This window comes from Pseudomonas sp. NFIX10 (genome assembly GCF_900111955.1).
In the GTDB taxonomy this organism is placed as follows: Bacteria; Pseudomonadota; Gammaproteobacteria; order Pseudomonadales; family Pseudomonadaceae; genus Aquipseudomonas; species Aquipseudomonas fluorescens_AA.
The window spans coordinates 84,405-97,250 of record NZ_FOKH01000015.1; the positions used below are offsets into that span (position 1 = coordinate 84,405).

Genomic DNA, 12,846 nt, shown 5'->3' on the forward strand with positions numbered 1-12,846 from the left:
AAAGCTCGTTACAGCGCCTGCAATGATCACTGCGCCGCTTGCCAGTGTCCTGGCGGGCAAGCGCCGTTACTCAGGCAATGCCATCCCCCTTGCGCATCGAGCAAACCCTGGGCGGCAACCTCGAGCTGGGCGCGTTCCAGGCAAAGGATGGCAGCGGACAGTTGCTCAAGATAATCCGACGAACGGCCGGCCAGCTTGCCCTGCCAGAGCAATTCGGCGGCTTGGGCGAAGGGCAGGGCACTGCTCTGGAGTTGGGCGGCGAGTGCCTGCTGCTGACGGCCAAGGGACGCATCATCAAGCTGCTGGATCAGCGCCGGTAACCCGGCCAGGAATTGCTCGAGGTGGGCGATCAGTTCCGCCACCGAGAGGCTGGGCGATTGGACGCCGAACAACACCCCGGTTTGCCCATCGACCTGCTTCAACCCGCTGAACACTGCATAACCCACCTGCAACTCGACGCGCAGGCGCTGGTAGAACGGCGTCTGGCATAGCTGTGCCAGCCATCGCCAGGCGGCTTCGTCGGCCAGCGCCGAGGTGGCGGTCGGGCAAAACAGCAACACGGCCGATTCTTCACCGTGGGTCTGTAGGCTATGCCAGACGCGTTGCCCGCGTGACGCTGTCGCCAGGCTGACATCCTCGCCGGCAATGCCCGGCACGCGGGCCAGCACCGGGCCAAGCGCCCCTTGGGTGGCGGTCGACAGACCGATGGACAGCCCGTCCCAGCGGGCCGTTGTCCACAGGTTTTGATCGCTGTCGGGCATTGGCAACGTTGATAATTGTCGGCAATGATTCGGCAGCGCCTTCAACAGCTGTCGAATCGGCATCGACGGCGTTTCGTCACCGGCCTGGGCCATTGGCAGTGGTTGGGCAAGCTTCGCCAGAACGTGTTCGAGCACCAACGGCAGCGGTGCCTGCAAGCCGACCAGTTTCAACAGCCATTGATGGGCGCAGGCTTCGAAACTGACGTCCACGCCAGCCTGCCGAGCCTCTTCGCGCACATCCTGCAGGTGCCGGTCGAGCCTGGATTGAACGTCGGGCGGTGCCTGGGTCGTCAGTTGCCAGCGCAGGTACACCGCGCCTTCACGACCGTTGTCTGGCAGCGCCTGGCTGAACTGCATGGGCGAGCGTTCCCGCCGGCCCCGGGAGCGATCCTGGGCGAAGGTTCGCAAGCCGCGGTGGGCGCTGGTCTGGCCGCGTATCAGCCCGGCGCGAGGCGCTTCGCTTGCTGTTTGCAGGAACGGATTGGGCGCGGGCAGTTGCCAGGGTTCCACGACGTTATCGGCGGGGTGCAGTTGCCTGAGGATTTCCCGGAGCCTCACGAGGTCGTTTGCCAGCAGCGGCGTGCCACGTCCTTCACAATCCCAGCGGGCCAACTGCAAGGCCGATCCTGTCTCCTGCCGTCGCTGCAACAACGCGGTGAACTCCTGGCGCAACGGCGCCCAGTCATCCTGGGCGGCAAAGAATCCCAACCAGTCGTGCAGCAACGGCTGGATTTGCGCCGCTGCCTGAGCGTTGCCGTGCTTGAATTCGATGTGCAGCAGCCCTTGTCCGGCAAACTCATACAGCGCAGTGGCCTTGAGGCTGTCCGCCAGGCCGCGCTGACGCAACGTGGCGAGCAGGCCGCCCGGTTTGCTGGAGTTCAGCCACGTACAGAGAAAGTCCAGGGCTTGAGGAGAGGCGGCGGGCAACGCTTCGAAGGCGAACAACAGGTCGAGACTACCCTCCCGGGCCTGTCGATAATGCGTCTGGGCCGATGCCATCAGCCTTGGCGGCGACGATCCAACGAACGCCTCACCGGCCGATACATGGCTGCCGAACCGTTCCGCCAGCGCTTTCAAGGCGTCGATGCTTTGTGGGCCGACCAAGCTCAACGTCATCTGGCCGCTCTGGTAAAAGCGGCGATAGAAGTCGTGCAATGCGCTTTGGAATTCGGCGTGCTCCACGGCGAGGCTGTCGCGATTGCCGGCGTGAAAACCCCGCAGTGGATGGGACGCTGACACGCCGTCATACAAGGCAAGCTGCCGTTGGGCGGCCGCATCCTGGGACCAGGCGATGAACTCCGCGTGCAACACTTCCCGTTCCCGCAACTGCTCAGCTTCATCCAGGCGTGGCTGGGCGAGCATGTCCCACAGCCGCTCCAGCCCGTCGGCGAAGGTTGCGGGAGGGAGTTCGAAGAAAAAATCCGTGGTGCGTTCACTGGTGCGCGCATTGACCTGACCGCCGTGCCGCTGCACGTAGGCCATCAGATTCTCCTCGGCGGGAAACCGTTCGGTACCGAGGAAGAACAGATGTTCGAGCAAGTGCGCCATGCCCGGCCAGGCCAGGGGGGCGTCATGGCTGCCAGCGGCGACGCGCAGGACCGCTGCGCTGCGCTTGAGGCCCGGGACATGACGCAATGTCACCCGCAAGCCGTTGGCCAGGGTTTCAGTGTGGGGGCGGAGGGAATCGGGGACCGGCATGGGCGCTTCCAGAACAAGGATGCGCCCATGCTAGCGGATCAGGGCCCTTTCTCAATCCTCAATCAGTGTTTGTGCAGGTCGTCGTAAAGCTCGGGGCGGCGATCGTGCAGGTAGTTGTAGGCCGTGCGGGAGTCGTCCAGCAGTTGTCGGTCCAGTTCGCCGACGATCAAGGCCTCGTCCAGCCCCGCCAGCGCCGGGCGACTGCCATTCGGTGCGGCGATGCTGCTTTGGCCGCAATACTGCAATTCAGCTTCATGGCCGCAGTAGTTGGCGTACGCCACGAAACACTGGTTCTCGATGGCCCGGGCGCGCACGGTGACGTCGGCGATGAACTCGTAGGGTTGCATGTTGGCGGTTGGCACCAGGATCAGCTCGGCGCCGGCCAGGGCCAGGCGTCGGGCGTTTTCCGGGAATTCCAGGTCGTAGCAGATCAGCAGGCCGAGCTTCCAGCCGTTGAGCTCGACGATGGGCAGCGCTGAGTCGCCGGCGCTGAACATGGCGTGATCAAGGTCGCCGAACAGGTGGCTCTTGCGGTAGTTGGCCAGGCGCTCGCCCTGGGCGTCGATCAGTTGCACCGCGTTGTAGATCTGCCCGTCTTCGCCGCGTTCCGGGTAGCCATAGACAATCGCCAGGTTGGCTGCCTTGGCGATGCGGCCGATCTGCTGCGCCCATTCGCCGTTGTAGACCTCGGCCAGTACATTCACCGCATCGACGCCGATGTTGTAGCCGGTCATGAACATCTCCGGCAGCACCAGCACATCGGCGCCCCTGGCTTCCAGCGCCACCTGGTGCAGGCGGTGCAGGTTGCCGGCCGGATCCAGTGGCAGCGGTGGACATTGGTAGAGGGCTACGCGCATCGAAAACTCCTTTTATTCAGGCAGGGCGATCGGACCGATCTCATGGAACACATCACCTGGACCCGGGTTCTCGGCGTGAGTTTCACCGCCGAAGTGCTTCATGATGCCCCACACGGCATTGAGTGAGGTCTGTACCGCGCCTTCGACCCAGGCGGGTGTCCATGAGACGTCATCGCCGGCGATAAAGATCCCGCGTTGTTCGGCCGGCATGTCGTCTTGCATGAAATGCGCGTACATGCGCTGGTTGTAGCGATAGTGGCCAGGCAGGGCGCCCTTGAAGGCACCGAGGAAGTGCGGGTCGGCTTCCCAGGACACAGTGATCGGATCGCCAATGATCCGTGCGGCGATGTCCACCTTGGGGTAGATCTTCTTCAGGGCATCGAGGGCCAGCTTCACGCGTTTTTCCACCGGATGCGGGAGCATTTTCAGCGCATCGCTCATCCAGGAATACGACAGGCAAATCACCCCTGGCTTGTCATCGCCGTTGTCGAACAGGTAGGTGCCACGGGTCAGGCGGTCGGTCAGGGTCATGCTCATCAGGTCGCGCCCGGTTTCCGGGTCCTTGTCCTTCCAGAACGGTCGGTCGACCATCACGAAGGTCTTCGACGATTGCATGTAGCGGGTGCGGTCAAGGGCCATCCACATTTTTTGCGAGAACAGCGCTTCTTCACATTCGATCTGGGTGGTCAGCAACCAGCTCTGGCACGTGACCAGCACGGCGGCGTATTCGCGGGTGTTTTCCCACACGTCCGTCACGCTGAACCGGCCGTCGGCCGCACGGGCAATGCGCTTCACGCCGCTGCGTGGGGCGCCCAGGTGCAGCGAATTCAGGCTGGTACCTTCCGGCCAGTGCGCACAGCGTTCGGGCACGTGATTCCAGATGCCGTGGGGCACCTGCTCGACGCCGCCGACCACCAGGTGCTGATGGTCGTCGCAGTTGGTCATCACGACGCGGAAGATTTCCAGCATCGAATTGGGGAAGTCCGAATCCCAGCCGCCCGTGCCGAAACCGACCTGGCCGAACACTTCGCGGTGCTGGAACGAGAGCTTGGCGAACGCCTTGGAAGTGGCGACGAAGTCGTAGAAGGTGCGGTCGTCCCACAGCGGCACCAAGGTGTTCCACAATTCCTTGAGGCGCGGCACGTCGCGGTCGCGGATCGCCTGCTGGATGTCGCCGAAGCGCGAACCATCCTCCAGCGCATCGGCCCAGGCGTCGGCGACTTCCTGGAACAGTGCGGGAAGGTCCGCCAGTTTCTGTGCGTAATAGGTCTGGCCTTCCAGGTCGATGACCGTGCTGCCGGACGCTGGGGTCAGTGGGTTGGGAAAGGGTTTGGTTTCCAGGCCCAGTTTGTCGACGTAATGGTAGAACGCGGTGGATGACACTGGAAAACGCATGCCGCCCAGCTCGGCAATCACCCCTTCGGCGCCGTTGAACGCCTGTGAGCGCAGGCGTCCGCCCATTTTCGACGCCTCGTAGACCACGGGCTTGAGCCCCAGCTTCATCAGCTCGTACGCCGCCACCAGGCCGGCGATCCCGGCACCGACAATCGCCACTTCCGTACCGTGGTTGTGGGCGGGAATGCTGCCCAGGCCCGCCGGGTGTTGGATCCAGTCGTCAAAGGCGAAAGGAAAGTCCGGCCCGAAAATGGTGATGGGCTTCTTACCGTCTGCTGGGTGGCGATTGCTCTTGTTCATGGCGGACCTTGATGGACGACTCGACGCGTTGCTCGCGTCTGAGTATAGGAAAGATGCCAGCCATTCTAGGGAGGGTAGAACACGTTAATAAGACACAATATGTCGTCGTTTTGAGTGGTTGTCAGTCATTTTGATGTGTTAACGAATCTTAATGACGAAACGAGTCACTGTGGGAGCGGGCTTGCCCGCGAAGACGGCGGCACAGTCGACATCCCCGCCAACCGACCCGCCGCTTTCGCGAGCAAGCTCGCTCCCACAGGTTAAGTTACGTAGGGCCTAGACCGGCTGCCCTCGATCGATCTTGCTGCTGAGGATGATCGAGGTGGTGGTCTTCTCCACACCGTCCACGCTGCCGATCTGGTCCAGCAACTGGTCCAATTGTTCCGGTGAATCGGTGCGCAGCCAGGCGACGTAGTCGAACTCACCGCTGACCGCGCACAGTTGCTGGACTTGGGCCATGGCGCTCAAGCGTCGCAGCACATCCTTGCCGGAGCGCGGTTGGACCTTGATGCCAACGTAAGCCTGCAAGCCGCCGTCAATCACCCGTTGGCCCAGGCGCACGCCATATCCGGTAATCACCTTGGTCTTTTCCAGGCGCGCCAAGCGCGAAGTGACGGTTGTCCGGGCGATACCCAACTGCCGGGCCAGCATGGCGACGCTTTCCCGGGCATTGATTTGCAGGGCCGCGATCAGTTGGCGGTCGATTTCGTCGAGGACGGGAGGGCGGGTGTCAGGCAAGGTGGGCTCCGGCGTGGGCATCGGTGGCGAGCATGTTACAGGCTCTCGCGTTTGAAATAGCCAATGGCGGGTAAGGCCAGCGCTCGCCAGGCGGGGGCCAGGTGTACTTGCGAAGACCTGAGCCAGAAACCGTCCTGGCATACCAGCTGTTCAGCGGGCGCTTGCAGCAAAAGGGTCAGAGGCAGTGACTGTACCGAACCTGGGTCGTCATTGTCCTCAGCTTCCCAATCGCGTTCAAAACAGCGCACGCGCACTTGATTGTCGTCGAAACCTTCAAGCAGGGGGCGGTTGCCCAGCCATTGCGGATGTACTCGCAACGTGTGCGCCTGGACATCCAGCAGCAGCAACTGCCAGCCTCGATAGCTGCCACACAACTCGGTCACGTCGGTAGCCATGCAGGTAAGGGCCAGATAGCGACCCTCCGCCGACCAGATCATCGAGGGTGCCAGGTCGGTCAACGCGCAGCCTGATGCTGTCAGCAGGTGGCCGCCAAGCCGAGGCGTCCGCGCCCGCATCCAACTGTCGGCATATTCCGTCTCGCTGCCGAACAACCAGGCGGCATCCTGTTGGTTTGGGGCGGGCAGGATGAAGTCTCCTTCGGCGTTGGCGACTTGCGGGCGATCCACCAAGCGCCAGGGGTGCATCCTGTGCAGTTGCGAATCGCTCACCTGCAGTTCCACGGTGTCGTAGAACAGCCGGGATCGCTCGTCGGGCTGAAAGAATGACGGGGCGCTACCGACCTGTGGCGCGGGGATGTTGAAGCGTTGCAGCGCGCTGCTCTCCAGGTCTTGATCGAGACGGCCGGCCACCACCGCCAGGCTCAGCCGGCCCGCGCGGAAATCGAGCAGGCGAGCGACCCACATCGCGGGCCCCTGCAGCAGCTGTCGCACCTTCAGGTCGGCTGCCACCCCGTGGGTCGCGACCGTCGTGGCACCGTCGAAGGGCAGCAGGGCCAGGTAACGTCCGCAATCGGAGACCCGATGATCCAACAACCAGCGACCAGGCAATTGCCAGTCGCCGATCTGACAGCGATAACCGCCCAGCCCGTCGGGATTGTCACCAAGCCAGGTCAACCGTGCGCGCACCCCGTCCTGCATCGGCTGCGTTTCGATGAATGAATCGCCGCGCTGGCCTTGGCTGTCCAGCGGCATCGCGATGGTCATGCGGGTCAGCGCAAATTCGCCCACCTGCACGCGACCTTGGGCGTCGTGACCGACCTGGGTCTCGGTATCGCCGTGGATGCTGTCCAAGCGGTAGCCATAACGCCCGGAAGCCGGTCGCGGATAGTCAAGGTACGAGCCGATCTGCACATGGCTTGCGTCGAGCCCCAGCAACTCGTGCCAATAGAAGGACGGTTCTGCTTCGCTCTTCACCCATGGCGAGGGCAGGGCGCGCCAGCCCAGGTCGAGCTGCCACAGCCAATACTGGTCGCCGTCCGCATGAGGGGTTTGTTCCTGGGCCAGGCACACCAGGGCGCGTTGATCGTTGCTCCATACCAACGGCGCATCGGCCGCCATCAACAGGCCGGCCGATTGCCCGTTGACGCTGATGGCGTAGCGCGGTGAAGCCAGCGGTTCCAGCGGCTGGGCCAGGTCGCGAAATGTCGCGGGCAAGGCAATCTCGCCCCACAGGCAGTGCTGGCCGTCCGCCGAATGCCGCTCGAAGGTAGGTTGAACCTGCTCGGGATGCCACTCGGAGTCCAGCCATAGGTCGGCGAAGGGGACCAAGTGGGTAACGCTGGCCGTCTGGAACAGCTCATCCAGTCGGATTTCGCGAACGCTGTCGTCCACCAGCGGGCTATGGCGCCCGCTCAACACGCCGAGATCAAAAGCGTCCAACTCCCAGAGTTCGCTGTCGGCACAGCGGTACACCTGGCGCTGTTGACGGTCGAGGACGACCAGTCCCCAGTTCTGCCGGGACGGTACGGTCGCCGCAAAATAGCGCCCGTCGCGGGAGAACAGTGACGAAGAACCAAGACCTTGCAGTAGCACGCCGTCGGGAAACAGATAGTCGCAATAAGTGGGACCGCCCATGGCGATTTCACTGTGGTTGAACACCCGGATCGGTTCGCCTTCAGGCGTCAGTTGCGGCTCACTTCCACCCCAGGCACTGGCGCCTTTGCCGGAAACGGGCGCCAAGCCCAGACGCCGCTCCCAAGTGCTGACACACGCCAGCCCGCCGCCGATGCTGGCGATGGCCGCCAGGATGCCCCACCACTCAGGCAAGGCCCGACCCACACTGAAACCCAGGCCGAACACGGCGCCGACGATCAACCTGCCACAGACTCGCCCGGCCGACAGAAAGCCGAATCGTGCGGCAAGCCCCATCAGCAGGCCGAAGAACAACACCACCAACAAAGCCAATGGAGGCGGCAATATCGTGACGAAAAAAGCCGGCACCAGCAGGATGCCGAGTTGCCAGAACAGTTCAAGAAACAGTCGGGAGAGGCTGGGGCTGGCGATGATGGGGATCTCGCTTGAGGAGGTTGAACGGCTTGGACGTGGGGTCTTCGCCCGTCGTCAATTCCCCAGAGTATTACTTCCAGGTGAGTCGAGGAACAAGGAAAGGGAGCGGCCAGTGGCCAAAGTTGTTATCGCGGTCAAACAACGGCGAGCTTTTGAAGTCGATTCGGGACGGATGTTCCGGTGAAAGGTGAGCACGTTGACTTCGAGGGCATATCCGCTTTGATTCTTTTGAAGGTTAGGTATACGTTACATATAATCTTTTTTGTCTTGTATACATAACATGGATTATTCCCTCATCATCGTGCGTCTGGGCGAGCAGGTTCGCAAGCGCCGCCTTAATCGCGGCCTGACCCAGGCCAATCTCGCTACCTTGGCAGGTGTTACTCGGCAGAAGGTCATTGCCATCGAAAAGGGTGACCCGTCGGTGGGGATGCTTGCCTATGCACGAGTCCTGGGGGCCCTGGATTGTGAGTTCGCCGTGGTACCGGCTGCGATGCCTACGCTTGAGGAAATCCAGGGAGTGTTCGACTGATGACGACCAATTGCCAGCACTGGAACAAGTGCTGGCCCGCTCGACTGAACTTTGTGAGCAGGCACCGAATGTGGTCGCAGCCATCAGGCAGTGTGCAGAGCCATTCATGAAGACCTTCGCCTAGGGCGCAAGAGTCAACAGGCTCAAGAACGCAAAAGCCGCGCAATGCGCGGCTTTTTATATGGTGGGCCCACACGGACTCGAACCGTGGACCAAAGGATTATGAGTCCTCTGCTCTAACCAACTGAGCTATAGGCCCTCAGTAGGTCGCGGATTATAGCGACGGTTTCTCGGCTGTGCTATCCGAAAAATCCGATACGGTCACACGAAGAAACGTTGCGGCGAACTCGTCGGCGCACAGGGGCAGGCTGACGATGTAGCCCTGGATCTGTTCGCAACCTTCTTCGGCCAGGAATTGCTGCTGGGCCAGGGTTTCGACGCCCTCGGCGATGATGCTGAATTGCATGCTGCGGCCCAGGGCGATGATTGCTCGCACGATGGCCGCGTCGTGTGGGTCGTCGGGCAGGCCGCGGACGAAGGACTGATCGATCTTGAGGATGTCCAGTGGCAGGCGCTTGAGGTAGCTCAGGGAGGAATAGCCCGTGCCAAAGTCGTCGATGGCCAGTTGCACGCCGAGGTTCTTCAACTGGTGCAGCACCGTCAGGGCCTCTTCGGCCTGGCTCATGATGAAGTTCTCGGTAATTTCCAGTTGCAATAAACCGGGCCGGAGCTGGTGTTCGCGCAGCAGTTGTTCGATGCGCCCCAGCAGGTTGGGCTGGCGCAGTTGGGCGCCGGCCAGGTTGACCGACAGGGGGCCGAGGCTTTCGTAGGTGCTGTTCCATTCGCACAGTTGCCGGCAGGCGCGTTCCAGTACCCAGTCGCCAATTTGCAGGATCATGCCGTTTTCTTCCGCCAACGGGATGAAGTGTTCGGGGGGAACGTCGCCAAATGTCGGGTGATACCAGCGAATCAGCGCCTCGGCCCCCACCAGTCGGTTGTCGGCGAGGCTGATTTTCGGTTGGAAGGACAGTGACAGCTCGTTGCGTTCAATCGCTCGGCGCAGCTCGTGTTCCAGGGCTACGCGTTCGCTGGCCTGGGCGGTGAGGTCGCGGGTGTAGCTTTCCACCCGGTTACGCCCCTTGGCCTTGGAGCGGTACATCGCCGCGTCGGCATTCTTGACCAGCGTGGCGACGTCGCAGCCATCCTGGGGGTAGAGGCTGGTGCCAATGCTGGCGCTGATGAAGAACTCGTGCTCGCCAGCCTGGAACGGTGCGGTAAAGCAGTTCAACAGTTTCTGGGCGATGTGTTCGGCATCGCTGGGCTGTTGCAGGCCCGGCAGCAGGATAATGAATTCGTCGCCGCCCAGGCGCGCCACGGTGTCGATGTCGCGCAACTGCTCGCGCAAGCGCACGGCAATACCCTTGAGCAACAGGTCGCCGACCGGGTGCCCGAGGCTGTCATTGATGTGCTTGAAGCGGTCCAGGTCCAGAAACAGCACGGCACCCTGGCCGCCGTTTTCCTGCTGGCCGTTGAGAGCTGCGAGCAAGCGGCTTTCGAACAGCGTGCGATTGGGCAGGCCCGTCAGCGGGTCGTGGTGAGCCTGGTAGTCGAGCCGGGCCTGGGCGTGCTTGAGGCTGGAGATATCGGCGAAGACCGCGACGAAATGGGTGATCTGTCGGTCGCGGTTGCGCACCGCGCTGATGGTCAGCCAACTGGGATACAGTTCGCCGTTCTTGCGCCGGTTGGAGATCTCTCCCTGCCAGTGTCCCTCGGCCGTCAACTGGTGCCACATCGCCGCGTAAAACGCGCTGTCATGCAGGCCGGAAGCCAACAACCGAGGCGTATGGCCCAAGGCTTCGGTTTCGCTGTAGCCGGTGATCTCGGTGAAGGCGCGGTTCACTGCGCTGATGTGCTGCTGCGTATCGGTGATCAGCACGCCTTCGGCAGTGCTTTCGAAAACGGTGGCGGCCTGTTGCAGTTTTTCCTGCATCAGGTGGCGTTCGGTGATATCCCGGGCGATGGTCAGCATGCAGTCTTCGTTGCCGATGGGCAGTGGGCGGCTGGACACTTCGCAGAGCCGTATCTGCCCGTCGTTGCGACGGATATGGCAGCTGAAATCCCTGACGAAGCCGTCCCGTTTCAGCAGGTCGAGCATCTGCTTGCGCTCGTTGAGATTGACCCAGATACCCAGGTCCAGCGTGGAGCGGTCTACCGACAGGGTGCTGTTGAAACCGGTAATGCGGCTGAACCCTTCGTTGACCTCAATTAGCAAGCCGTCGCTTTGCCGTGTTAGCAGCAGGCCGTCGGGCGAGGCGTGGAAGGCCTTGGCGAACTTCTCTTCGGATGTCTGCAATTGCTGCTGGGTTTCCTTGAGCTGGCTGATGTCCCGTACCACCACGACCAGGGCTGGTGTCGTGTCGAGGTCGAAGGGCTCCGCGGAGATCAGCCCGGTGAATACCTGACCGTTGTTGCGGCGAAAGGGCATTTCCAGGTTGCGAATGCTGCCGGCCTGCAAACGCTGCAACAGGCTCGGCCCCACGCCTTGGATGCCCCAGATATTCAGTTCGGTTGCGTTGTGTCCCACCACCTCTGCGGCACTCAGGCCGATCTGCTCTTCGAAGGCTTTGTTGACCTCCAGCAGGCAACCGTCCATCAGTCTTGCAATCACCAGGATGTCCGGGCACTGGCGGAACACCGAGGCAAATTTCTGCTCCGAAAGGCGCAGTGCTTCCTCGGTGCGCTTGGCTTCGCTGATATCGATCATCAATCCACGTATCAGCGGCTCATGCCCGTGTTCGATCAGGCTGACAATGTCACGTACCCACAGGCAGCGACCATCGGCCGTGATAACCCGGTAATCGATGCAGTGATCGCGACCCGCCAGCAGTTCATTGTCGCAGTAGGTCTGGGCGCGGATCAGGTCGGCCGGATGAATGATGGTGCGCCAGAAGCCTGGGACCAGCCAATGGGAGAGGGGATAACCCAACAAGTCTTCGGCGTGAGGCGAGACGTAGCTGTAAGTGAAATCGCTGACCTTTGCCTCCCAGGCAATGGCCGACAGGCTCTCCACTAGCCCACGGTAATGGTATTCGCTGCTGCGCAGCTCCTGCTCAAGCTCGACGCGGCGGGCGATTTCCGAGCTGAGCCGGCGATTGATGCGAATCACCACCGCCAGTATGCCGACCAGGAGCAGCAGCGTAGGCAGGCCGTAAAACAGTAAGTCTGACCAGATCTGGCGATAGTCGTGCACATTGCCGATCCACTTCTGCTGGATCTCGGCGACTTCGGCCGGGTTCATATCCGCCAGGACTTTGTCCAGGATGCCCACCAATACCTTGTTGTCCCGAGGGGCGGCCATCGCCAGTTGATAGCGGTAAGGCGTTTCCCCGCTGACATAAAGGCCTTCGAGCTTGAGTTGGCGCAGGCTCCAGACACTGGAAGCCAGATCGCCCACCACCGCGTCCACTTCATCGGTTGCCAGCGCTTGCAGGGCTGAACTGACGTTGGGCAGCGCCACCAGGTTCAAGTCGGGATGATGGTTGCGCAGCAGTTCATGAGGTGCGTAGTTCTCCACCACGGCGATTTTCAGCCCATACAGCTCCTTGAGGCTATGGGGCTGGGCGCCACCCTGATGGGCCAGGATGACAATGGGGAAATCCAGGTAGGGACGGGTAAATGCCAGGTAATTCTGGCGCTCCGGAGTGGACATGATGCCAGGCAACAGGTCGATCTTGCCCTCTACGACCTGCTCCAGCACCGCAGTCCAGCTGGCCGGCTCGATGGGCGTGAGCTTGACGGCAAGCCGTTCGCGGATGATCTCGATATAGTCGGCGGCGAGGCCCTGATAGCGGCCTTGATCGTCGCGAAACTCAAACGGCGGCCATGAGGCGTCGACACCCAGGCGCAGGTCGGGGTGGTCCTTGAGCCAGCGGAGCTCCTCATCGGTGAGCGTCAACGCGCCAGCTGTTGCGGTCCAGGTGATCAATGACAGCAAAAGCGCGGCCGTCAGTCTGGGCATCACTGTCTCGTTATGGCTTGGGGAGGATGTTTCGAGTGTAGACGGGCAACAGGGGGTGGGGAGCGTAACGAAGGGGATTTTA

General features: G+C 61.9%; 7 protein-coding genes and 1 tRNA gene. 1 reads left to right on the top strand and 7 read right to left on the bottom strand.

Features of this window, described 5'->3' with window-relative positions; all coding sequences use genetic code 11:
- Nucleotides 1-26: 26 nt before the first annotated feature.
- The 5 genes from pqqF to BM321_RS15650 form a co-directional block, all read right to left on the bottom strand.
- Complete coding sequence (gene pqqF / locus BM321_RS15630; RefSeq protein WP_092443138.1) at nt 27-2,459, bottom strand: pyrroloquinoline quinone biosynthesis protein PqqF; 2,433 nt, start codon at nt 2,457-2,459, stop codon at nt 27-29.
- A gap of 62 nt (nt 2,460-2,521) precedes the next feature.
- On the bottom strand, nt 2,522-3,316 hold the full coding sequence (locus tag BM321_RS15635) for a carbon-nitrogen hydrolase family protein (protein ID WP_092443140.1): 795 nt from the start codon (nt 3,314-3,316) through the stop codon (nt 2,522-2,524).
- 12 nt (nt 3,317-3,328) lie between these two features.
- Entirely contained in the window at nt 3,329-5,011 is a 1,683-nt protein-coding gene (locus tag BM321_RS15640; protein ID WP_092443142.1) for a flavin monoamine oxidase family protein, read from the bottom strand.
- 276 nt (nt 5,012-5,287) lie between these two features.
- Nucleotides 5,288-5,749: an Lrp/AsnC family transcriptional regulator gene (locus tag BM321_RS15645; RefSeq protein ID WP_060743121.1), complete on the bottom strand. Its 462-nt coding sequence runs from the start codon at nt 5,747-5,749 to the stop codon at nt 5,288-5,290.
- A gap of 35 nt (nt 5,750-5,784) precedes the next feature.
- Nucleotides 5,785-8,148 carry a hypothetical protein gene (locus BM321_RS15650; RefSeq protein WP_256573434.1) on the bottom strand — a complete coding sequence of 788 codons (2,364 nt, stop codon included), beginning with the start codon at nt 8,146-8,148 and terminating at the stop codon, nt 5,785-5,787.
- Between the two features lie 346 nt (nt 8,149-8,494).
- Between BM321_RS15650 and BM321_RS15655 the strand changes: the two genes are divergently transcribed.
- Entirely contained in the window at nt 8,495-8,746 is a 252-nt protein-coding gene (locus tag BM321_RS15655) for a helix-turn-helix transcriptional regulator (protein WP_170847605.1), read from the top strand.
- A gap of 182 nt (nt 8,747-8,928) precedes the next feature.
- Here BM321_RS15655 and BM321_RS15660 read toward each other — a convergent pair.
- Nucleotides 8,929-9,005: transfer RNA gene (locus tag BM321_RS15660), tRNA-Ile, on the bottom strand.
- Between the two features lie 15 nt (nt 9,006-9,020).
- A complete protein-coding gene (locus BM321_RS15665; protein WP_092443144.1) occupies nt 9,021-12,764 on the bottom strand; it encodes an EAL domain-containing protein in 3,744 nt (1,247 codons plus the stop codon).
- Between the last annotated feature and the right edge of the window lie 82 nt (nt 12,765-12,846).